The following is a 20018-nucleotide window of genomic DNA, read 5'->3' on the forward strand; positions in this document are numbered from 1 at the left end:
TCACTATGAGGCGTCATGAAGATTGAACATTACGACACCGCCACTGACCTTGCTCGTTGCTTTGCGCTGATGCGGGAACTACGCAGCAAACTGACGAATGAGAAACAATTTATCGCTCAGGTACAGCGCCAGCAGGCGCAAGGCTATCGGCTTGCAGGACTGGAGCAGGATGGCAAACCAATGGCGCTGGCCGGTTATCGACTGCTCGAAAATTTTATTCACGGGCAATTCTGTTACGTCGACGATCTGGTAACAGTGAGCGAGGCTCGCGGTCAGGGGATGGGTGCAACCCTGCTGAATCACTTAGCGGTGATCGCACGTGAATACGGTTGTGGTCAGATGGTTCTTGATACCGCCATGAGTAATTCGGGAGCCCAGGCATTTTATCAGCGTGTCGGATATACCGCCCTCGGCCTGCACTTTTATCGCGATCTCACCTGAGGAAAAGAATGATGAAACTGCTTCACATTAAAGTCAGTCCGGATTTATCAGGATCGGCATCCCGCGCGGCGTCTGAACGCCTGGTAGAAAAATTACGTGCGCATCATGCCGGAATTGAAGAATCAGTGCTGGACCTGGCTCAACGGCCGCTACCGCATCTTGATGCATTTACCATTGGTGGTTTTTTTACCCCACCGGATCTGCGCAGTGAAGCTCAGCTCACCGCTATTCAGACTTCGGAACAACTGGTCGATCAGCTTCTTGATTGTGACACGCTGGTTATCTCCTCCCCGATGTGGAACCTCGGCCTGCCTTCTGTACTGAAAGCCTGGTTCGATCATATTACCCGCGCCGGACGAACGTTCGCCTTTACGCCAGAGGGTAAAAAAGTGGGGCTTGTCAGCGGCAAAAAGGTGTACTGCGTGGTCGCCAGCGGCAGCATATTTGCCCACGGCCCATTTGTAGCGGATGACCAGTTCACGCCATATATTCGCGTAGCACTTGAATATATCGGCATCACAGACGTGCAGTTTATCCGGGTGGACGGAACGCATGATCCCATCACTCGTGCAACAGCATTACCCCATGCAATGCAAGCTATCAATCGTTTATTTTAAAAGAGGATTACATTATGTCGTCACGAGTGAATCATTTCAAAACCATCCCAGCACTGGCTAAAACACTTGCCGATGCGTCTATGGCATTAGGAAAAATCTCCCTGGATAAAAAACTTAAGCACTTGGTGGATATCCGTGCGTCGCAATTGAATCACTGCGCGTTTTGTCTGGATATGCATGTAAAAGAAGCGAAAATGCATGGAGAGCGTGAATTACGTCTTTATCACGTTGCAATTTGGCGCGAATCACCATTGTTCAGCGCTAAGGAGAAAGCTGCGCTGGCACTGACTGAAGCTTTGACCCGCATTGGTGAGAATGGTGTGAGCGAAGCGCTTTATGGTGAGTTGCGTGAACACTTCTCTGAAGTAGAAGTATCAGAGTTAACGTTTACCATCGCTGTGATCAACGCCTGGAATCGTCTGCAGATTCTGTCCCAGATGGTGCCGGGCTCTATGGATAGTGCTTACGGCCTGGATCGTGCTGAATTACATTAATCCCTGTCCGCCAACAACACTTGTTGTTGGCGTCTGTTTTTAACTTTCACGCAAGATGATATTTAGGGACTTAAAAGAATGTTAACAACAGAATATTTCATGACCTGCTGTTAAAAATAAAGAAACCGCCTTCATTCAGGCGGTTTTTTATCAGGGATATATTAATAGCCATTGCGAGAGGAAAACGAATGACAACTTACGCCCTGGCTAGCGGCTTCATCCGAAAGCTGATGCCCATACGATTAAGTGCATTCATGGTTGCAATTACGATGGTTAAATCAACCAGGTCTTTTTCACCAAATACTGAAAGCGCAGCAGAATAGGCTTCGTCCGAAGCATGTGTTTCACTCACTCGGGTAACTTCTTCTGCCCATGCCAGCGCCGCTTGCTCCAGATTCGAGAATAGATAAGTAGCCTCATCCCATACTGGGATCAGTACTATTTTCTCTACCGACATACCACACTTCATCAGATCGCGGGTGTGAATATCAATACAATGCGCACAGCCATTAATCTGAGATACTCTCAAAAAAACCAAATGTATTAGCTCTTCCGGAAGATTTGTTCCTGTTGTGGCAAAGTGATGCAGCGCTCCCAGTGCTTTTGATCCTTCTGCAGATACCTGAAACCAGTTTGGACGTTTCATTTGCTTTCCTGTATAGAGAGTTATATGGATGATTTATCTACGAGAGTATGTTTCACCTTCTTTCGAAGGAATTACTAACTGATACTTCAGCGTTAAATGATATTAATCAAAGTTGACATATAAAAAAGATACAAAGAAGAGGAAAACGCGTAGGACATAATGGAAAACGTAACGCCATAAAACTTATGCGGATATACATTTGATTTAACGCGCCCTTTTACGGGCACGTTATTAACCGGAGACGGTTATTTGCAGGCCACCAGATCGGCCATCTGCTTAGCATCAGGCAAGCCGACGATCTGCTGCAGGGCGCGATCTTTATTCAGGTAATAAATGGCTGGCGTGCCGGTGGCCCCGAGCTGCTCCATAAATTGCTGGTTCTGCTGAATCTGCTTAAACACCGCAGGCGGCGTATTGCCTTTCAGCGCCGGTTTTGTTTTCCCGTCGCTGCTCTCAAGGTCATGCCACACTTTAGCCGGATCGCTGGCGGAGAGGATCGCCGCCGCATACTGGGCGCTGTCCGGGCGGATCACGCCCACCAGCAGGGTTTTGGTGCTGATGCTTTTATCCTTGATATAAGGTTGGGCCTGATGCCAGAACTTATTGCAGTACGGGCAGAAGGGATCGGAAAAGACAACTACCTGACACTTAGCGTCCGCGCTACCTTCTGCGATCCCCGGCGCGGCGGTGAGCCGCTTCCACATTTCGCGCCCGGCGGGAATATAGATCTCATCATTGATCACTTTCTCGCTGAGGTTATTGCCCCCGGCATCATACATATAGCCTGAAATCACATGCTTTTTGTCCGGGGTGAGATAGAGCGTAACGCCCATGTCCTGATATTTCCCCAGCCACCCTTCCACACCGCCGGGTGCGCTGAACGGCTTAACAATTTCAATGCCCTGCTTCTGGATCTGTTTAATGGGTTCGGGTAAATCAGCGGGCTGTGCTAAAGCGGTGGCGCTGAAGGTCAACGTCAACAGGGACAGGATCTTGTTCATTATTTTTCCTCAGTAAAATCAGATGGGGTAACCGCACCGGCCTGTGCCAGGGCGGTCAGCAATGCGTCTTTGCTCAGCAGGGAGGGCAAAACATAACCCTGCGGAAGGGAAGGACCAAAAATGGCGTTAAACGGAATGCCGCTGGCGCCGTAGCGCCTCAGGAACTGTTCGATTTCAGCGGAGGGCTGGCTCCAGTTGCCCTGCAGCAGAACCACGTCGTCGCGGTTTAACGCCGCCACCACTTCAGGACGGTGAAGCACCATAACTTCGTTCACCCGGCAGTTCAGACACCAGTCAGCGGTGATATCCACCAGCACGCGTTTTCTGGCATCCAGCGCCTCGCTGAGCGCGGCTTCGCTCAGTGGCTGCCAGTTCAGGGGGGATGCGGCCTTCCCCTGAGGCTGCGGCGCCAGAAAGGCATACAGCCCGGCGCCAAACAGCACGCCAAACGCCAGGCTGCGCAGATTTTCCCGGTGATTCGGCATGGCCTTCGCGCAGCGGTAAAGGAAAAACGCCACCATCAGGCCGCCGCCGATCAGCACATAGCGTGCGCCCCACTCCTTCACCAGCAGCGACATCAGCCAGATACAGGAGCCGAGCATCAGGAGCACCAGCACCAGACGCAGTTTACCCATCCATGGGCCGGGCTTCGGCAGCCAGCGCGCGACGCCTGGCACCATGCTGATGGCCAGCCAGGGCAGGCTCATCCCGATACCCAGCACAAAAAAGATGAGCCACAGCTGATGGACGGGGGCCGCCAGGGCGAAGGTTACGGCGGTGCCGAGGAACGGTGCCGTACAGGGCGTGGCAAGCAGGGTCGCAAACGCGCCTTCGAAAAAGCTCCCGCCGATACCGTTACCGCCCGCGGTCGCCAGCCTTGTGGTGAGCGTGGAAGGCAGACGGATTTCCATCAGGCCCGCCAGGCTGAAGCAGAAAATCCACGTCACCAGCACCATGGCGCCGATGAACCAGGGATTCTGGAACTGAAAGCCCCAGCCAATCCAGGCGCCGGACAACCGCAGCCCGGTCACGACCGCCGCCAGCACCATAAACGAGAACAGGATCCCGGCCGCCGTTGCCAGAAAACGCAGCCGCGTCTGACGGCGGGTGCTCTCTGCCAGCGTCATCAGCGACGCGAGTTTTATGCCAAGAACGGGCAGCACGCAGGGCATCAGGTTGAGGATCAGCCCCCCTGCCAGCGCCACGGCCAGGATCTGCCACAGATGTGTGGAAGCCTTGATATCCACGGTGAGCTGCTGGCTTTGGGCGCCGTCGCTGACCAGCAGCGCGACCTGCCGTAAACGGGAGGCCTCCAGCGGTTGACCTTGATCGTCGCTGACGCTAAAGCGTGCCGTCAGGGTGTCGCCGTCAATCGCTATCTGCGGCGGGGCAAGGTTCGCCCCGGCCGGGTTATCCGTGAACAGTTCGGGCCGGGACCAGCCCTCCGGTGAGGTGAGTTTAACCGTCAGGGTATCTGCGTCGGTGGCGACAGATTTCAGCATTATCGCACCGCTTGTTGCAGGAACCGCGCGCATGGCGTCATCCCAGGCCGCGGCAAAGCCTGTCGACGGACCGGAAGCCAGGTTGATATCCAGCGGGAAGGTTTTAACCACGCAGAGATTGCTGCACAGCGACAGCGTCAGTTTGCCGCGCAATCGCTGCACCTCGTCGGTGGTGATTTCCAGCGGAAACACCACGCGGCGTTCGTAGCCTACCGAACTGAATCCGGCGGACGTAAAGCGCACGGGCCGCGGCCAGTGCCACTGCGTACGGGCCGGGGAAACCCAGTCGATCACCGGCCGAAAACCGCCATCGCCGGGGGTTCGCCAGTAGGTTTTCCACCCTTCATCTGGGGTGACGTCCAGCAGCAGGCGCACTTTCCCGTTCGCTGGGGCATCGTGCAAGACATGCACCTGAGCAGGGGAATTGTCAGGCTGCATCGGCCAGCCCGGTACCGCCGCATAAGCGGCAGACAGGCTGAATAACAGGAACCACAGGCTCCTGAAAAGCGTATTCATCGTTTTTCTCCATGAAAAATTAACTAAACAGGGACAGCCCGTTCAGTCATTCACGGAAAACGCAGTTCTTAAGGTGTATTCGAAGGAGCGGAGGACGAAACAGAATAACCGGCCTCGGCAGAACGCTGATTTTTATCAGCACCGCTAAAACGAGAACCAGCAGAGCGGGTAACAGCAGAAGGTTATCGAAATGAAGGGGTTGGGCAGCCAGCAGAGAGTGGGCGCTGAGCTCACAGGGCGACAACCCTGGCGACGTCAGTTCCTGCGGGCTGCTTTCAGCGGTCAACGAGAGCGTGGCGGCTTTGACCTGCATGTGGTGCAGGATGCTGGCCCGCTGGGTCAGACAGATCAGCATGACAACGCAGGCCACGAAAAGAAGCGCGACGGCTCTCAGTTGCCTGTTTTTATGTTGAGTCGAACCTGTCAGGATAGTCATGGGCAATGAGAATAGTGAGCGACGCGTCTTCGGGCAAGGGGCAATTTGTAAAGTAATGCCAACCCGCGCGGAAGGCTAATTCCTACCCTGAAAAAACCAGACGCTGCCAGGGTCCGGTGATATCACAGTGGCCTGAATCATCCGCATCTATCCATCCCAGACGACGATAAAAAGCCAGTGCTGGAGTGTTAAGACTGGATACCTTAAGAGACGCTGGCTTATCTAAATCTGCCAGTCCCTTTTCCAGCAAAGCACGTCCAAAACCCTGTCCGCGAAACTCACGCGAAACGTAGAGGTGATGGATAAAACTCTCCTGAGCCCAGATTGCGATAAAGCCGCAAAGAGAGCCCGCATCCTCCGCGACCCAAACCCGTTCACCGCGTGTCTGTTCGAAAAAGTCATTCAGCAAAAACAGCGATGGATCTACCCAATGGAAGGTTTGCTGTCGTTCGCTGAGAAACAGCCTGGCTAATGCAGATGCATCAGTATCCCGCATGGCTCTTATCATAATGGCCCCCCACTCTCTTTATACAAACCTGTTCAGGGCACCAATGCAACCTAGTCCCTGTAATGTCATCTGGACAGCGTGATCAAGAGGAGTATGGGGCTCCGCACCTAAAAAGTTAATAAGTTTCGCATTGTCCAGACGGACCGGCTGGCGCCATAAATACCGCATCTCCAGAAGTTCGCGGAAGGTTGCGTTGAAAGGCGCTGCCAAAGACATAAACCACCAGGGAAATGGTTTTATTTTGGCAACGCCGCCATAGCGTGCGGCGACACGTTGAATAGTTCTGGCCATTTCGCTGCCATCAGGATCCCAATGACCTTGCATATGGAAGCGCGCAAAAGGTTCGAGCTCCTCACGCCGTGCAAGTAATGCAGCAATAGTTTTCGCTATATCAGGTAAATAGGCCCACTGATGACCTGTTCCAGGCAGACCAGGACTGGTAATGACATCTGGCAGCTTACCGGGCTTAATCAACCCCTGAGAAAACCAGTTGTTACCCGCGAGTGGACCGAAAAAATCCCCCGCGCGGACGATCAATACCCGTCCGCCACGCTGTGTATAGGCCTCAAGTTCTTTCTCCATTTGTACCCTGATCGCCCCTTTCCTTGTGACCGGGTTCTGCTGAGCATCTTCGCTTAATCGCGGAAAGGCATCAGGTCCATAGTTGTAAACAGTACCAGGGAGAACTATCAAGGCTCCATTTCGTTCTGCTGCGCTGATGGTATTACGCAGCATAGGCAATACAAGCTTCTGCCAGTTTCGGTAACCGGGCGGATTGACGGCGTGAACGATCACGCTACAGTCTGTCGCTGCAGCGACGACTTGCTCTCTGTCGAGAGCATCGCCCTCTGTCCACTGGATTTCACCCTTTCGTTCACGTCCAGGAGATCCTCGTGTTAATGCATGTACGTCCCATTTTTCCTGAACGAGTCGTCGGGCAGTTTCCCCCCCAATACCGCCCGTTGCTCCAAGTATTAAAACCTTTCCTCTGGTATCCATATTGTTTGCCTCGTTGCTGAATTGTGATTGACAGCGTACGTCAGGCAGAGCTAAATGGAATTGCATATCCTGATTGAGCAGATATACAAATTTGTATGAATACCTCTATTCCATGGGAGTGGTACCGAACATTTCTGGCCGTACTGAGAGAAGGGTCCCTGTCCGGTGCAGCGCGCAGGCTTGCGATTACGCAACCCACAGCAGGGCGGCACATCGCCGCGCTGGAGTCTGCCCTTGGCCAGGTATTGTTCACGCGTTCGCAAACAGGCTTGCTGGCGACTGACACTGCGCTGGCACTGAAGGTGCATGCAGAAACGATGGAGAGCACGGCTAATACGCTGGAGCGAACCGCAACCAACTTTAGTATTAACAGTGCGTCTGTTCGTGGTGTTGTACGAGTCTGCGCAAGCGACGTCATCGGAACTGAGATACTCCCCCCTCTCATTGCCCGGCTCAGGGAGTCTAACCCGCAGATAACGATAGAATTAGTTCTGTCTAACCGGGTACAGGATTTACTACACAGGGAAGCAGATATTGCTGTACGTATGACGACGCCAACACAGGAACAGCTTATTGCGCGTCGCGTTGGCAGCATTGAACTCGGTCTCCACGCATCTGCTTCATATATCGCAAGACATGGCTCTCCTGAAAGTACCGAAGATCTGCTGAAGCATGCCCTGATTGGCTTTGATCAGCATACGCCTTTCATCCGTAAGGCATTGACACAATATCCTCAGCTAAACCGCGATTGCTTTTCCATGCGCACCGACAGCGACGTGGCACAGTTGAACCTGATTCGCGCCGGTGCTGGCATTGGTATATGCCAGGTACCCCTTGCCAGTGGATATATCCCACTACAGCGGTTACTTCCTGATTTCTTTTCTTTGTATCTTGATACATGGCTCGTCATGCACGAAGACCTGCGCAATAGTCGGTGCTGCAAATTCGTTTTCGATGCGCTGGTTAAGGGATTAGAGGAATATATTTCCCGGAATCAAGAGCAGTGAGTGACCCATTTCAGGCAGAAGAAAAGCTGAATTTTCAGCTCATTGAACGCAGAACCCGATGTTTTTCATGATTTTTTGTTTTTAGGGGTAATCATTTACTCCAGTTACCCTGGCAACCTCAAAAGTCCAGCCGCATCCCTACCCGTCGCGCCGGATCGAAACCCTGTTCAATTTCCTCTTCTCTCTGGCTTATCAGGTGAGGCGGACAGGATCCGCCTTCGACGATTTCAAAACCCAGCGAGGCGTAAAATTTTGCATTAAAGGCGGCCAACTTATCTGTGGTTAATGTGGCGCCCGCCAGGCCGCGCTGCCGTCCGGAAGCAAGCACAGCCAGCATTAACACTCTGCCGATCCCCTTGCCCTGCCAGTCCGGATGCACATCCATTTCGGCTATGTGCAGCCATCTGTTTTCGAATGTACCGGCAACAAATCCTACGGGGGTGGAATCTGCAGTAAAGGCGGCAAGCAGCAAACCGTCGCGGCTGAAGTCACAAAACGCCTGCAGGCTATTTGCCACAGCCTGACCTGTCACCGCCCCGGCTCCACGTAGCGTCTCAAATGCCGCCAGCTCAATGGCGCGCAGGGCAGCAAAATGCGCAAACTGCGCCTTGCCGATCGTGATTTCCGGTACCGAATTCTCCATGTACGTCTCCCCGCTCAATAACGCAAAATTATGCCAGGCGGCCAGAAATGGCCGCCCGGAACAGCCTGTCGCGCCACTACCAGGGCGTGGCCTGCATATCAATGACAAAGCGATACTTTACGTCGCCCTTAAGCATACGGGCAAAGGCAGCCTCAATATCCTCGCCACCGATCGTTTCAATATCGGCGGTAATATTATGCTCGCCGCAGAAGTTCAGCATCTCCTGGGTTTCCTGGATGCTGCCAATCGACGAACCGCTGATGCTTAAACGCCGGAACACCATGGGCGTAATCTCCGGCGCATCGTGTGGCTGGTCCGGAATACCGACCAGCACCAGGCGGCCATTGGTTTTCAGCGCGGCCAGATAAGGGTTCAGGTCGTGCGGTGCCGCCACGCAGTCAATGATGACATCCAGCGAGGTGTGGCAGGCGGCCATTTGCGCAGCATCACGCGAGACCACGACCCGTTTTGCCCCCAGACGACGGGCATCTTCCCCCTTCTCCGGGGAGGTTGTAAACAGCGTCACCTCTGCCCCCATCGCACTGGCCAGCTTCACCGCCATATGGCCTAACCCTCCCAGGCCCACCACACCGACGCGATCCCCCGCACTAACGTTAAAGTGGCGCAGCGGCGACCAGACCGTCACGCCCGCACACAGCAGCGGTGCAACCCCGGCAAGGGGCAGGTTATGCGGTACAGACACAACGAAATGTTGATCGACAATCACGGTCTGCGCATAGCCGCCCCGGGTTCTTTCACCGGTATATTTATCTGTGCCATTGTAGGTCGCGGTAAAGCCTGCTTCACAGTACTGTTCTTCATGGCTCTTGCAGAAATGGCACTCGCGACAGGAGTCGACCATCACCCCGACACCAACGATATCACCGGGTTTAAAATGGGTGGCCTCGTCGCCCGTCTCCATGACTCGCCCGACGATTTCGTGCCCTGGCACCAGCGGATAGTGACTTACCGCCCATTCGTTACGCGCCATATGGAGATCGGAGTGGCACACGCCGCAGTAGAGGATCTCAATTTTGACATCCTGTTTTTGTAACGGGCGCAGCGAAACCTGGCCTGACGTCAGGGGTTGTGTCGCGTCATGGGCGACTAATGCATTGATCTTCATCTCACCTCAAAAATAGGCTGGTTCGGGCTAACTCAAGGGGGCAGACTATAATCAACAGGATCGCATATTGATAGTAGTTACCATTTGGTGACCATAAGCAGAGGTGAGAACAGTGCCAGCCTGGGTTGAGGGTAAACTTTTTTTCTATGCGGACTCGCCGCCGCGCCGCCTGATGGACCTCTTTTCAGTGAAATGGAGCACAATGGTGCTGCACGCGCTGTATCACTGGCCGGATGAACGCGCACGCACCGGTGAGCTACAGCGCAGCCTGCAGGGGATTTCGAAGAAAATGCTCTTCCAGACGCTGAAAGAGCTGGAACAGCGGGGGTTGATTACCCGTCATGTCTACGACGTGATCCCACCCAAAGTCGACTACCGACTGACGCCACTCGGCAGAACCTTTGCCGAGCCCATAGAGCAAATGTACCAGTGGGGGTTAGAAAACCAGGCCGCACTTGATGAAATGGAAGCCTGTTATCAGGCGGCATCCCGCTAACAGGTTACACTGATCGTGATTGTATTCTGGGCCGCATCCGTTGCGGTCAGCCATAACCCATTCTGGAGTCGTTATGCTTAACGCGTTCACCTGGATAAATGAGCCTGCAAAGTGGCAGTGCCAGAACGGCACGCTTCATGTCACCACCGATGATAAAACGGATTTCTGGCGCAAAACCTGGTACGGGTTTGAACGCTTTTCCGGTCATGTTTTTGCCACTGAGGTGGAGGGAGATTTTACTTTCCAGCTCAAGATCTGCGCAGACTTTACCACCCTCTACGATCAGGCCGGGCTGATGATGACAGGTGATGATCGGCACTGGTTAAAAGCGGGAATTGAATATAACGACGGCGCGCCCGCCATTGGCAGCGTGCTGACCCTCGGCCATTCCGACTGGGCTACGGGGATCTTTCCCGGCGATGCGCGGGCGTTCTGGCTGAGGCTCACGCGTAAAGGAGACAGCCTGAGACTGCAGTATTCAACAGAGGGACAGACGTGGCCTTTACTACGCCTGAGCTATTTTCCGCCGGGGCCGGTCAGGATCGGTACAATGTGTTGCACCCCGGAGCGGGCTGGCCTGGATGTCGTGTTTAAGGACATCCTTTTAACGCCGCCGCTGGATAAGGCACTGCACGATTTGAGCTAATGTCATAAGGCCATCAAAAAAAGGCGATCGCGTCGCCTTTCTGCTTCGCCATAACGATGCCCTCACGTCGTTGATGAGAACATAACAAACATCATGGCTTAGTCGCTCTGCGCCCCGGCGAGGATTTTCACCATCCACACGCGGTCAATGGCGCCCGTATCATAATGCGCGAGCGTAAAGACCTGGGCCTGACTCATCATCAGCGCCAGTTCGGGGGTGATATTAAAACTTGCCGCCACTTCATGGCATTCAAGTTCAGGCCGACGCCTGCGACGTTCAATACGAAAGCGCAGCTGGTTGTATTTTGCCCAGGCAATCAGCGCCAGACTTATAAGACAGGCCACCAGCAGGTAGCTACTCAGCGTACTGAGCGTGGTGTAGAACGGCCTGGTCCCTATAAAAGGATCATGTTCAATCGCGGTTATCAGGCCACTGTAAATCAGCCAGCTAAACCCCAGCCAGGCAACGATCGTTAACAGGGCATCCAGCATGCGTGGAAACAGCTGTTGTTCAGTAAAAATTAAAGGTTGGATCATGGTTTTAATCTCCCAATACCGCGATCGGGGCTTACCCAACGAGCTCTGCTGCGTTTGCGGCGCAGCATGACTTTCGGGAAAGCCACAAGCGTTGTGAACAGGCTCAACATCCAGTACACCACCGGAAACCAGATAACCCAGAACAGTGATGCCGCAATACCTTTCTCGTAGCGTCTTTCAATAAACAGACTGACCGCGAACTGCAACAGACAGACCACGCCCAGCATCAGGCCAGTAAAAGCCGGTGGGAAAAGGTGCTGAACATATAAAGAGTCGGGCATCGGAATAAGCTGCCCGATGAGAAACAACAGGATGCTGACGGCATAGGCAAAGGCCCATGCGGTTGACATGCAAAACTCAAGAAACAGAGGCCACATGCGCCGGTACTCCCAGCCCCACAGGCGGCGCATATTGACAATAAACACCTCCGCGCCCCCCTGCGCCCAGCGCAGACGCTGCTTCCAGAGCCCTTTCAGCGTCTCGGGCATCAAAATCCAGCACAGCGCCCGGGGTTCGAAGAAAATTGACCAGTGGCGCAATTGTAACTTCCAGCTGATATCAATGTCTTCCGTGATCATATCCGGGCTCCAGTACCCCACCTCTGCCAGGGCGCGACGGCGAAAAGCGGCAATGACTCCGGAAACGGTAAAGACCTGACCATAAACGCGCTGGGTACGCTTGATGAGGCCGATGATGGATGAAAATTCCCCTACCTGGACGCGCCCAATCAGTGTTGAACGCGTACGGATACGCGGATTACCGGTCACGGCCCCCACGCGAGGGTAATTCAATAGCGGTGCGACCATATACACCGCCGCATCCCTGTCCAGCAGCGCATCGCCATCAATGCACACCAGAAAGTCACTGCGCGCCGCCGCGGCACCCGCCTGCAGGGCGACCGCTTTGCCCTGATTTTCCGCCAGATGAATCACCCGTAGCCGGGTATATTCACTCGCCAGCTTTTCCAGCACGGCCGCGGTGTTGTCTATAGAACCGTCATTGATAGCAATCACTTCTATGTTTTCATAACGTTGCGCCAGCGCCGCTTCGATCGTCTCACGGGCATTCAGCCCTTCGTTAAAGCACGGCACCAGAATGGAAATCAACGGATTGCCTTCGAGTACCGGAGGCGGTGTGTCCCGCCCCCATGGCCAGTGGCGCTCGCGGTGAAACCAGAAGTAAAGCCCGCCGCTTATCCAGAGGGCCGACATAAACAGCGGCCAGAAAAAGACGAAATTAAGGATCACTTCACCGGTAAAAATCACCGCCACGCCGAGCGGAAAACTGAACATCAGGCAAAGGATCAGGAAGGCGATGAGGCGATCGGTCATTTTTGCGGATACCAGTAAGAGGAAAAAGCAGAACGGATCTCTGCCATCCGGGGTTGATCGTTAATGAAATCGTCCGGGTAGTAGCCATAGTTTCCGGCACCGCTCAGCTTGAGCTGCCGCATCCACCCGTTAAGCATTTCACCGCTAATAGCGTCCTGCCCCTCCCCCTTACGCCAGTCGCGTGCCTGAAGTTCAAAAACCGTTTTATCCAGCGCGCCAGGGTAACGGGCTACCTGCCCGACGAGCCTGTCCAGCCAGGCATTGGCCTCGTTAACCGGGACATTTTCCATCAGCGGCATCGCCATCGGGGCCGTCCAGTCGTAGGTGCCGAGAAAATCATTCAGGTTCTGCGCAAACCAGGTTTCGCTCTGCGGATCCAGTACCGGCATGGCGTAGATGTTGCGGGCGGTTTTGATCTGCGGGCCGCGCACGGCACGCACGGTTTGCGTGAGCTGTCGGGTAAAATCAATCAGGGCGCGACTTTTAAAGCGCGTCCAGCGCGCCAGCAGTTGCGGGTTGGCGCGGATCTGCGCGACGTTGTCCGGGAAGCCTGCTGCACGATAGGCCTTGAGCGCATCCGGAGAGGCATCCTCAAAGTCGGTCAAAAAAGCGTCATCATGGAACAGAATGCCGTTGAAGTTGGCATGGCGCGCCAGATCCTCGTAGATGTCGTTGATCCTCTGCCGGGCAACCGCGCTCCAGGGTGATAAGCGCAAATAATGGCGGTTATCGGGCGCAATGCGTCCGTTGTCTGGCGACCACGCCGCCACGCGCGGCACCGAGGGATCTAACCCAAACGCCAGTACCGGCATCCAGGCGTAAACCTTCACCCCGGCACGGGTCTGCAACTGCCAGGAAACGAAGTTAAACAGATCCGCCCGCATAGGGAGCCAGCGACTGCGGAAATAGAGCGCATTCACGTTGCCGTCCCCTTTCGGATCGGCATAAGCCTGTAAGAAGACGTGGGTTATCTTCATGTCGAAAACACGCTGGATCAGCACATCGATATTTTTACGCTGTTGAGCCTGATTTTTGTCGTACACATAGTCGAGATCGATATGCATTACCCGCATGTTTTCAGGTTCCCTGACCTGAGCTATCTGGCTGGCGAAGCTACGCAGCGAAGGGTTGTTGGAGATCAGCACCCGGGGAATGTCTTCCAGACTGGCGGCATTGGCCAGCCCCTGATTCAGGGTGAACGCCATCTGGTAGCCCTGCTGATGCGCGAGCTTCAGCGTTGTCCCGCTCGCCGCACCGTAGGGCCAGACCCAGGCGCGCGGTGCTTTCCCGGTGACCTCTTTGATTTTGTCCGAAATGCGCGCCAGGTCGGCACCCATACGCTGTTCAAACTGCGCATCCGTTTCGTACTGCCCGCGGGTTTTATCGTAGAGACGGTTAGCGGCCGCGGGCTCCTTACTGCCTTGCGGATTGGCCTGATGGCCGTAATGGGATGCCCAGGTGTGCGCCCCCACCTCCACCCACCCCGACTCGCTGGCCTCGCGGACCATCTTCCAGGTGGCAAATTTTTCCCGCGGGGTTTTTAGTCCGCCAAAATCCACCAGAGAATGTTCCGGTGCATCCACCCAACTGCCGACAGGCGCCCACAGAGCAGGCCATCTGAACAACCGAAGCAGCGGCAGAACCCGCGTCGAGAAGCTACTGTATCCATCATCAAAGGTCAGAAGCACCGCCTTTTCAGGCAAGGTGATTTTTCCGGCATGGGCATCCAGCACCTGCTGCACGCTAATCGGGTGGTAGCCGTTATCATTCAACCAGGCAAACTGGTCGTTCAGGGCGCTGGTGCGCACGGACAGATAGCGCTGATCGGCGGCACCGTCCTCCACGTCATGCCAGGCCAGCACAAGAAAGCTGTTTGTGGGCCAGCGCTGGTCCGCATACAGCGCCGGCCGCTCGGCAGGAGGCAGATAACGCGGTGCCGCGGCCAGGGCGCACATGCTCATCATCATCCACCCGACGATTATCCTCGCGGCAAGAAGCCATCGTTTCATCATGAAGCGCCCTTAAAACCTGACATTCAGATCAAATGCGAGGGCAATATTGCGCTCCCGCTTCCCGTCGTAAGGACGCTTATCCCAGGTCAGTTTCACCCCGGCATCCACTACGTTATTCCATTGAATACGTTGCCCGTAACCTAACTGGTTGATGGCCCCGGCGCTGTACCCTTTTTGCCAGTAACCGCCCGCGCCCGCCTCAAACTGCTGCTTCCAGACCGTGTCGTAATGGCGGTACAGCACCTGTTCGGCGCGCAGCCCTGCCACCGCCGAAACATCACGTTTGGGGTTGTAATAAGGCACGTTTTCTTTGCTGTTGTGGCTGCCGCTGATGCCCGGGATAAAGTCCAGCGTAAAGCGTGGCGACGTCCAGAGACGTTCTTTACCGCCAATGCCGTATTCCAGCCGATCGTTGCCGTCGGTGAAATGGGTGCCGAAAAGCGAAAGCTGATATTCACGTCGTTCGTTCTGATACCAGCGTAACCACAGATCGCCACCGTTGGCGTTCACCCCATTGCGCAGGGCGCGCAGCGGCGTGTTACGGGTTAACCGCTCCGCCGAGCCCCCGACCCGCCAGTTGTCGCTGAAGTCGTACCAGCCAGAGAGGCGTCCGCCGATTTTCTGATCGCTGGCATCGTTGCGCCCGGAGATCTCCATTTCGGCCCAGCTATTCCTGGACGTCCATTCCGCGCCCGCCAGCAGGTCCCGGCTTATTCCCTTCCCTTCCTCAAAATCGCCACGGGCAAAGTTGTAGCCGGTAAACAGCCGCCAGTTTTGGTTAATCGGTGGGCTATAAAGCGCAGTGTTGAGGGTAAAATCGTTTTTGCCACTGACCGGACTGTCGGATGCGATCCCCTGAGATCCGGCTATCCGCAGTTCAGCCTTGTTATGTATCGCCATCAGTCGTTCAAGCTGCAACGTGGCGGCGTCATCCGGGCTGCGGGAGACCACATCCTGCGTCAGCTCGTCGGCCTGCCGCCACTCCTGTAGCTCCATGGCCGTCCATGCCTGTTGCCTTTCCAGCGCCAGGTTGCTGGGCTCAATGACTTCGGCAAGCTTAAGTTCGCGCTCTGCGGCACGCGGTAATCCTCTCGCCAGCAGCACTGACGCATAGGCAATACGCAGGGCCTGGTTACCCGATCCTGTACGCGCCAGCCGCTCCGCATGCGTCTCGGCGGCAGGCAAGTTATTGGTGGCCACCAGATATTCGGTTTGTAAGGTTCTGGCCAGCAGCCAGTTATCATTGGGCTGCGGCGTGGGAGAACCATAGAAATATCGCAGGTAAGGGCTTTCTTTACTGTAGATATCCAGTTGCTGCTTCGCTTCCTCGAAATGGTTGTTATCGAGGCGGGCATACAGCAGCTCCTGTTGATCGTCCATGGTCAGCGGCTGCGATGCCAGGGTCGAGCCACGCGGAAAATAGATGCTTTCAAGCAGCGACTCGGCTTTGTCCGGCTGCTTCTGCGCAAGATAGGCAGAGGCGACCCATCTTCTGGCGTAGTCAGGAACAGGCGTTCCGTTCGCCTCGAGCGATTCAAATTCGGCGATCGCTTCATCCATGCGTTTACGGATAACCAGGGCCCCCAGCCGGTCAATTCTGGCGCGTCGCACATCAGCCTGCGCCTCGGGAAGGGGTTTCCAGGTGGCAATCAGTGCGTCATAGCGCGCCAGCGCTTTATCTGCCACCAGAAAGCGTTCATCTTCATTACGGGTGGGCGTGAACGCCGCGCGGACGGTTTGCGCCGCCGCATCCAGTTCAAGTTGACGTGTCATGGCATCAGGCTGCGGATAGCGCTCTGAAAGGGTCAGCGCGGGGCCGGCAATACGGTTGGCCGACATGGCAGCCAACAGCGTGGGCACCACGTTTTTGTTATGGTCTGCATCGGTATCGACCTGGCTGGCCGCCATGACTGAATCCCAGTTTTTCCCCTGGGCATGATAGACATAAGCCAGCAGTGCCTCTCTCTCTGGCCCCGGCTCCTCATCTGCCCAGCGCCGGGCTTCGGTGACGGCCTGCTCGTTGCGGTGGGCATCGGCAAGCGTCATTATCCAGCCGGTGCGGGCGTCGCTGTTGCCGGGCTCATCTTGCAGAACGCTTTCCCAGACGGCCAGCGAGGCATTCCACTGCTTTTGGTTCCGCAGCGCGCGGGCGGCAGCGATTTGCCCCCTGGCAGGGATGGCCATGCGTTGGCGATAACGCTCCCATACCGCCAGCGTCTCAGCGTCATTATTGGCCCACGAGGAGACCTGAAGCCAGTCAGCAATCTCCCCCGCCGTTAACTGTGTCTGCTTTTCCCGGTCGGCAAGGTATTGCAATAAAGGCTGGCGGTCGCCATCCCGCGCCTGAATAATAAGTTCGTCGTAGGCAGACACCTGGGCGTATACCCATGTCGGGAATAACATGCTCACCATTAATAAGTATCGTCCTGAACGCAAGGGTTTAATAACGCACGAAGAGCAGGAAACTCTGAACATAGTTAACCCTTTATCTCTGTTATAACGTGAGCTTTTCATTAATTTATGACTACAGGATGACGAAAATTTAACACTTAAAAAAAGAGCGCAGATAAATATAAAATGTCATGCTTTTTTCGTATTTACCATTATTCAGCCAGGGACTACCGTTTTTAAAATAACACCTGTGCGCCACTCAAAAAGTTAGCAGGCACCTTTACCTTTTACCAACTCATGAAATAAAAAAACACGCAAAAGCGTGCTTTTCATACTAATATCATTCTTTAGTACCAGACGTTTTTTGCATACTCAGTAAAATGTCCTGGTAAACGCCTGTTAAAATTGATGTCCAGTATCTGAACTCAGCAATGAGTCCGCTCTGTGCCAGAGGCGGACGTCAGACAGAAGTAGCATCCCTTTTTATAAGTGATTCATTCTTAATCAAATGAATGAAAATCGTTTAAGTCACCTGACTAAAGCCTTGATAATATTCTTCGGAACGATAAAGACAGATCTCGCTTGTAAACATATCCGGAAGACATATCACAGCGGTAATTCGAGGGCTGTAATCCATACGGGCAGTAGCCATTATGAGGTTTGAACAAGCATTAATTAAAGCTTGTGCACAAGCTGCTTTGGTTTTAAGCGTGCTGTATTTTCCCTGAACGAGATTTATATTTACTGGGATTTTGAAATTCCAGTAATGCTCTTATTCTGGAAAACTACTACGTTCAGGGCTATGAAAAGTACCAGCCCAACGATTAAGGGCTTTTATGCGCCGGGGAATATTTCTGACTTTGGTTCTGTGATCTCTGTTAAGTCGTCTACTCATGAATAATGTACCTGTTAGCTGCTTAAACGGTTCACGTTCTCCCCCTGCACAAGAGCATTCTATCCTGAGTTGTTCAGCTTCTCGTTACGTCTGCAATTTAACGCACCGCAATCGGCTTATTAAACCGCCCCGGGCGTGGGGCGGTTTAAATCAGAGGGTCATCATCATTTCATGCCAGGCCATTCCGCCGTGATCGGAGGCGGACGGTCTGATGTACTGGTAGCCAAAGTGGGCGTACAGATCGACGTGGCGATCCTTGCACATCAGGTGAAGGGTCTTTTTATTCATCGCTTTCATCTGCGACACGAATTTACGCATCAGCAGCGACGAATAGCCCTTACCCTGGTAAGCCGGGTCGACCACCACGGACATGATCACCGCATTTGGCGCAGCGGGATCGTGCCCCACCAGCTCCTTAAACGCTTCGTCGGACATCACCACATCCCATGCGCAGCCCGCATTAATAAAGCCAATGACCTTGCCATCCAGTTCCATGCAGAGGAAGCCTTGCGGGTAGCGATGAATACGGGTGGCAATCTTTTCATGCGTTGCCGCTTCATCCCCTTCATAAGAGGCGATCTCAATCTCATAGCAACGATCGACGTCAGCAGGGGTTGCCTGGCGGAATAACGGGGTGGTCATGTTTTTACCTCTTCATCGTGTTATTGCCGACAGGTTACCTTTTCCTGGGCGTGCTTGCGTCAGAATTTGGTTAATCCGCCGACTTAACGATGTAGGTCACCACCCCAAAGATATCGAGCGAGTCCTCACTGCCCACCAGAATCGGGGAATAGGCGCTGTTCATTGGGTTAAGCTGCACCCGGGGTCTGAGCTGGAGGCGTTTTACCGTAAACTCCCCTTCCACCGCGGCGATAACAATATCCCCGTGCTGTGCCGTTCGGGCGCTGTCGACAATCAGCAGATCGCCGTCGCCAATACCGGCATCAATCATCGAATCCCCCGCCGCCTTGACGAAATAGGTCGAGCTGGGGTGTTGAATCAGCAATTTATTCAGGTCGATACGCTGTTCAACGTAGTCCTGGGCCGGACTGGGAAAGCCGCACTGCACCACATCGCTGAAAAGGGGGAGCGCAATTACCTCGCGCAGCGCTGAAAGTTGGTAAAACTCCATGATTCGTTCCTCGAATACTGTTTTTATATACAGTAGTCGCGGCGAGGAGTGTAATCAAGTCATCAAATGACAATGGCTGTTTACTGCTTAACCGCTTCGCTTATAACTGGTTGTCGTTGTTATAAATATCTTTTTGTAAATATCCCGGGCGCTGTTCAGGATGCACCTGGATAACTGCCTGAGACGGGAAGAAAAAACGTTCAGCTGAACGTGCAGGGTCGCAAAAAATAGACTAGTTTTTAGACTAAGATACTGCTTTTTTATCGCTGCAACGGCATATCAGACTCAACCTCAATACCGGAAACGGGCAACAACGCAGAAGGAAAAAGCAATGTTTTCTAAAATGATTATTATTGCCGTCGCTTTAATGTCGTTGAATGTCGCGCAGGCGAACACGCCCGATACCCGTCAGGCTGTTCCGGCCAGCGACACAGAAATAACCTCGACGCACAGCAGTCTGAAGAAGAATATGGCTGATGATAAAAAGACAGATGCTAAACCAAAAGGAGAGTTTGAACAGGAAAGCGTCGTATTTCTGGCTCAGGGAATGAGTGGGTTTATTGGTTTTTAATTCAGGGTTAGATGTGATGTACGAAATAAGGTATCCTGTCGCCTTCAGGACATTGACATCATCAGGCATTAA

The 20018-nt window shown here is 54.0% G+C and carries 22 protein-coding genes; 7 read left to right on the top strand and 15 right to left on the bottom strand.

The genetic code is table 11. The features are described 5' to 3' along the window. Positions 1 to 15 precede the first annotated feature (15 nt). From NB069_RS11800 to NB069_RS11810, 3 genes are read left to right on the top strand one after another with little or no spacing between them, the layout of a single operon-like run. On the top strand, positions 16 to 441 hold the full coding sequence (locus tag NB069_RS11800) for a GNAT family N-acetyltransferase (RefSeq protein ID WP_250583756.1): 426 nt from the start codon (positions 16 to 18) through the stop codon (positions 439 to 441). Positions 442 to 449: 8 nt separating this feature from the next. Beyond that, complete coding sequence (locus NB069_RS11805) at positions 450 to 1058, top strand: FMN-dependent NADH-azoreductase (protein WP_250583758.1); 609 nt, start codon at positions 450 to 452, stop codon at positions 1056 to 1058. Between the two features lie 14 nt (positions 1059 to 1072). Next, complete coding sequence (locus NB069_RS11810) at positions 1073 to 1552, top strand: carboxymuconolactone decarboxylase family protein (protein ID WP_250583760.1); 480 nt, start codon at positions 1073 to 1075, stop codon at positions 1550 to 1552. Positions 1553 to 1748: 196 nt separating this feature from the next. On the opposite strand, the gene NB069_RS11815 is transcribed toward NB069_RS11810, so the two are convergent. From NB069_RS11815 to NB069_RS11840, 6 genes are all read right to left on the bottom strand, one after another. Continuing rightward, the gene (locus NB069_RS11815) at positions 1749 to 2198 is read right to left on the bottom strand and encodes a carboxymuconolactone decarboxylase family protein (RefSeq protein WP_250583762.1); all 450 of its coding nucleotides are present in this window, start codon (positions 2196 to 2198) and stop codon (positions 1749 to 1751) included. Positions 2199 to 2443: 245 nt separating this feature from the next. After that, complete coding sequence (gene dsbG, locus NB069_RS11820) at positions 2444 to 3199, bottom strand: thiol:disulfide interchange protein DsbG (RefSeq protein ID WP_250583764.1); 756 nt, start codon at positions 3197 to 3199, stop codon at positions 2444 to 2446. Then, a complete protein-coding gene (locus NB069_RS11825) occupies positions 3199 to 5217 on the bottom strand; it encodes a protein-disulfide reductase DsbD family protein (RefSeq protein WP_250583766.1) in 2019 nt (672 codons plus the stop codon). The genes dsbG and NB069_RS11825 overlap by 1 nt, the downstream gene beginning before the upstream one ends. A gap of 46 nt (positions 5218 to 5263) precedes the next feature. After that, the gene (locus NB069_RS11830) at positions 5264 to 5653 is read right to left on the bottom strand and encodes a copper-binding protein (protein ID WP_250583768.1); all 390 of its coding nucleotides are present in this window, start codon (positions 5651 to 5653) and stop codon (positions 5264 to 5266) included. Positions 5654 to 5735: 82 nt separating this feature from the next. Then, positions 5736 to 6161 (bottom strand): GNAT family N-acetyltransferase, encoded by a 426-nt coding sequence (locus tag NB069_RS11835; RefSeq protein ID WP_250583770.1) that lies wholly within the window; start codon positions 6159 to 6161, stop codon positions 5736 to 5738. A gap of 18 nt (positions 6162 to 6179) precedes the next feature. Continuing rightward, positions 6180 to 7160 carry an NAD-dependent epimerase/dehydratase family protein gene (locus NB069_RS11840; RefSeq protein WP_250583772.1) on the bottom strand — a complete coding sequence of 327 codons (981 nt, stop codon included), beginning with the start codon at positions 7158 to 7160 and terminating at the stop codon, positions 6180 to 6182. 95 nt (positions 7161 to 7255) lie between these two features. Here NB069_RS11840 and NB069_RS11845 point away from each other — a divergent pair, with 95 nt between their 5' ends. Beyond that, positions 7256 to 8167, top strand: a complete 912-nt coding sequence (locus NB069_RS11845; protein WP_250583774.1) for a LysR family transcriptional regulator — start codon at positions 7256 to 7258, stop codon at positions 8165 to 8167. 118 nt (positions 8168 to 8285) lie between these two features. Here the strand turns inward: NB069_RS11845 and NB069_RS11850 are convergent, their stop codons facing one another. Beyond that, a complete protein-coding gene (locus tag NB069_RS11850; protein ID WP_250583776.1) occupies positions 8286 to 8810 on the bottom strand; it encodes a GNAT family N-acetyltransferase in 525 nt (174 codons plus the stop codon). 76 nt (positions 8811 to 8886) lie between these two features. Further along, complete coding sequence (locus NB069_RS11855; RefSeq protein WP_250583778.1) at positions 8887 to 9936, bottom strand: NAD(P)-dependent alcohol dehydrogenase; 1050 nt, start codon at positions 9934 to 9936, stop codon at positions 8887 to 8889. Positions 9937 to 10048: 112 nt separating this feature from the next. Here NB069_RS11855 and NB069_RS11860 point away from each other — a divergent pair, with 112 nt between their 5' ends. Beyond that, on the top strand, positions 10049 to 10432 hold the full coding sequence (locus NB069_RS11860) for a winged helix-turn-helix transcriptional regulator (RefSeq protein WP_250583780.1): 384 nt from the start codon (positions 10049 to 10051) through the stop codon (positions 10430 to 10432). Between the two features lie 73 nt (positions 10433 to 10505). After that, a complete protein-coding gene (locus NB069_RS11865; protein ID WP_250583782.1) occupies positions 10506 to 11078 on the top strand; it encodes a DUF1349 domain-containing protein in 573 nt (190 codons plus the stop codon). A 98-nt stretch (positions 11079 to 11176) separates the two neighbouring features. On the opposite strand, the gene pgaD is transcribed toward NB069_RS11865, so the two are convergent. From pgaD to NB069_RS11900, 7 genes are all read right to left on the bottom strand, one after another. Continuing rightward, the gene (gene pgaD / locus NB069_RS11870; RefSeq protein ID WP_250583784.1) at positions 11177 to 11614 is read right to left on the bottom strand and encodes a poly-beta-1,6-N-acetyl-D-glucosamine biosynthesis protein PgaD; all 438 of its coding nucleotides are present in this window, start codon (positions 11612 to 11614) and stop codon (positions 11177 to 11179) included. Continuing rightward, positions 11611 to 12945 carry a poly-beta-1,6-N-acetyl-D-glucosamine synthase gene (pgaC, locus tag NB069_RS11875; protein WP_250583786.1) on the bottom strand — a complete coding sequence of 445 codons (1335 nt, stop codon included), beginning with the start codon at positions 12943 to 12945 and terminating at the stop codon, positions 11611 to 11613. The genes pgaD and pgaC overlap by 4 nt, the downstream gene beginning before the upstream one ends. After that, a complete protein-coding gene (gene pgaB / locus NB069_RS11880; RefSeq protein WP_434543582.1) occupies positions 12942 to 14957 on the bottom strand; it encodes a poly-beta-1,6-N-acetyl-D-glucosamine N-deacetylase PgaB in 2016 nt (671 codons plus the stop codon). The genes pgaC and pgaB overlap by 4 nt, the downstream gene beginning before the upstream one ends. A 9-nt stretch (positions 14958 to 14966) precedes the next feature. Beyond that, positions 14967 to 17432, bottom strand: coding sequence for a poly-beta-1,6 N-acetyl-D-glucosamine export porin PgaA (gene pgaA / locus NB069_RS11885; protein ID WP_434543583.1), 2466 nt, complete (start codon positions 17430 to 17432; stop codon positions 14967 to 14969). 439 nt (positions 17433 to 17871) lie between these two features. Then, positions 17872 to 18099 carry a DUF3916 domain-containing protein gene (locus NB069_RS11890; protein ID WP_350223417.1) on the bottom strand — a complete coding sequence of 76 codons (228 nt, stop codon included), beginning with the start codon at positions 18097 to 18099 and terminating at the stop codon, positions 17872 to 17874. Positions 18100 to 18393: 294 nt separating this feature from the next. Continuing rightward, positions 18394 to 18885 (bottom strand): GNAT family N-acetyltransferase, encoded by a 492-nt coding sequence (locus tag NB069_RS11895; RefSeq protein ID WP_250583790.1) that lies wholly within the window; start codon positions 18883 to 18885, stop codon positions 18394 to 18396. Between the two features lie 70 nt (positions 18886 to 18955). Further along, on the bottom strand, positions 18956 to 19375 hold the full coding sequence (locus NB069_RS11900; protein ID WP_250583792.1) for a translesion error-prone DNA polymerase V autoproteolytic subunit: 420 nt from the start codon (positions 19373 to 19375) through the stop codon (positions 18956 to 18958). A 331-nt stretch (positions 19376 to 19706) separates the two neighbouring features. On the opposite strand from NB069_RS11900, the gene NB069_RS11905 reads away from it, so the two are divergent. Next, positions 19707 to 19946 (top strand): hypothetical protein, encoded by a 240-nt coding sequence (locus tag NB069_RS11905; RefSeq protein WP_250583794.1) that lies wholly within the window; start codon positions 19707 to 19709, stop codon positions 19944 to 19946. Positions 19947 to 20018: the final 72 nt, after the last annotated feature.

The sequence above is a fragment of the Leclercia adecarboxylata genome, assembly GCF_023639785.1.
Lineage (GTDB): Bacteria > Pseudomonadota > Gammaproteobacteria > Enterobacterales > Enterobacteriaceae > Enterobacter > Enterobacter adecarboxylatus_D.

Bases quoted from the DNA above. Each gene is read 5' to 3' on its own strand.
- NB069_RS11905 (WP_250583794.1), top strand. From the start codon at position 19,707: ATGTTTTCTAAAATGATTATTATTGCCGTCGCTTTAATGTCGTTGAAT.
- NB069_RS11895 (WP_250583790.1), bottom strand. From the start codon at position 18,885: ATGACCACCCCGTTATTCCGCCAGGCAACCCCTGCTGACGTCGATCGT.
- NB069_RS11805 (WP_250583758.1), top strand. From the start codon at position 450: ATGATGAAACTGCTTCACATTAAAGTCAGTCCGGATTTATCAGGATCG.
- NB069_RS11815 (WP_250583762.1), bottom strand. From the start codon at position 2,198: ATGAAACGTCCAAACTGGTTTCAGGTATCTGCAGAAGGATCAAAAGCA.
- NB069_RS11855 (WP_250583778.1), bottom strand. From the start codon at position 9,936: ATGAAGATCAATGCATTAGTCGCCCATGACGCGACACAACCCCTGACG.
- pgaB (WP_434543582.1), bottom strand. From the start codon at position 14,957: ATGATGAAACGATGGCTTCTTGCCGCGAGGATAATCGTCGGGTGGATG.
- NB069_RS11830 (WP_250583768.1), bottom strand. From the start codon at position 5,653: ATGACTATCCTGACAGGTTCGACTCAACATAAAAACAGGCAACTGAGA.
- NB069_RS11865 (WP_250583782.1), top strand. From the start codon at position 10,506: ATGCTTAACGCGTTCACCTGGATAAATGAGCCTGCAAAGTGGCAGTGC.
- NB069_RS11845 (WP_250583774.1), top strand. From the start codon at position 7,256: ATGAATACCTCTATTCCATGGGAGTGGTACCGAACATTTCTGGCCGTA.
- dsbG (WP_250583764.1), bottom strand. From the start codon at position 3,199: ATGAACAAGATCCTGTCCCTGTTGACGTTGACCTTCAGCGCCACCGCT.
- NB069_RS11850 (WP_250583776.1), bottom strand. From the start codon at position 8,810: ATGGAGAATTCGGTACCGGAAATCACGATCGGCAAGGCGCAGTTTGCG.
- NB069_RS11825 (WP_250583766.1), bottom strand. From the start codon at position 5,217: ATGAATACGCTTTTCAGGAGCCTGTGGTTCCTGTTATTCAGCCTGTCT.
- pgaA (WP_434543583.1), bottom strand. From the start codon at position 17,432: ATGTTCAGAGTTTCCTGCTCTTCGTGCGTTATTAAACCCTTGCGTTCA.
- pgaD (WP_250583784.1), bottom strand. From the start codon at position 11,614: ATGATCCAACCTTTAATTTTTACTGAACAACAGCTGTTTCCACGCATG.
- NB069_RS11900 (WP_250583792.1), bottom strand. From the start codon at position 19,375: ATGGAGTTTTACCAACTTTCAGCGCTGCGCGAGGTAATTGCGCTCCCC.
- pgaC (WP_250583786.1), bottom strand. From the start codon at position 12,945: ATGACCGATCGCCTCATCGCCTTCCTGATCCTTTGCCTGATGTTCAGT.
- NB069_RS11840 (WP_250583772.1), bottom strand. From the start codon at position 7,160: ATGGATACCAGAGGAAAGGTTTTAATACTTGGAGCAACGGGCGGTATT.
- NB069_RS11810 (WP_250583760.1), top strand. From the start codon at position 1,073: ATGTCGTCACGAGTGAATCATTTCAAAACCATCCCAGCACTGGCTAAA.
- NB069_RS11800 (WP_250583756.1), top strand. From the start codon at position 16: ATGAAGATTGAACATTACGACACCGCCACTGACCTTGCTCGTTGCTTT.
- NB069_RS11835 (WP_250583770.1), bottom strand. From the start codon at position 6,161: ATGATAAGAGCCATGCGGGATACTGATGCATCTGCATTAGCCAGGCTG.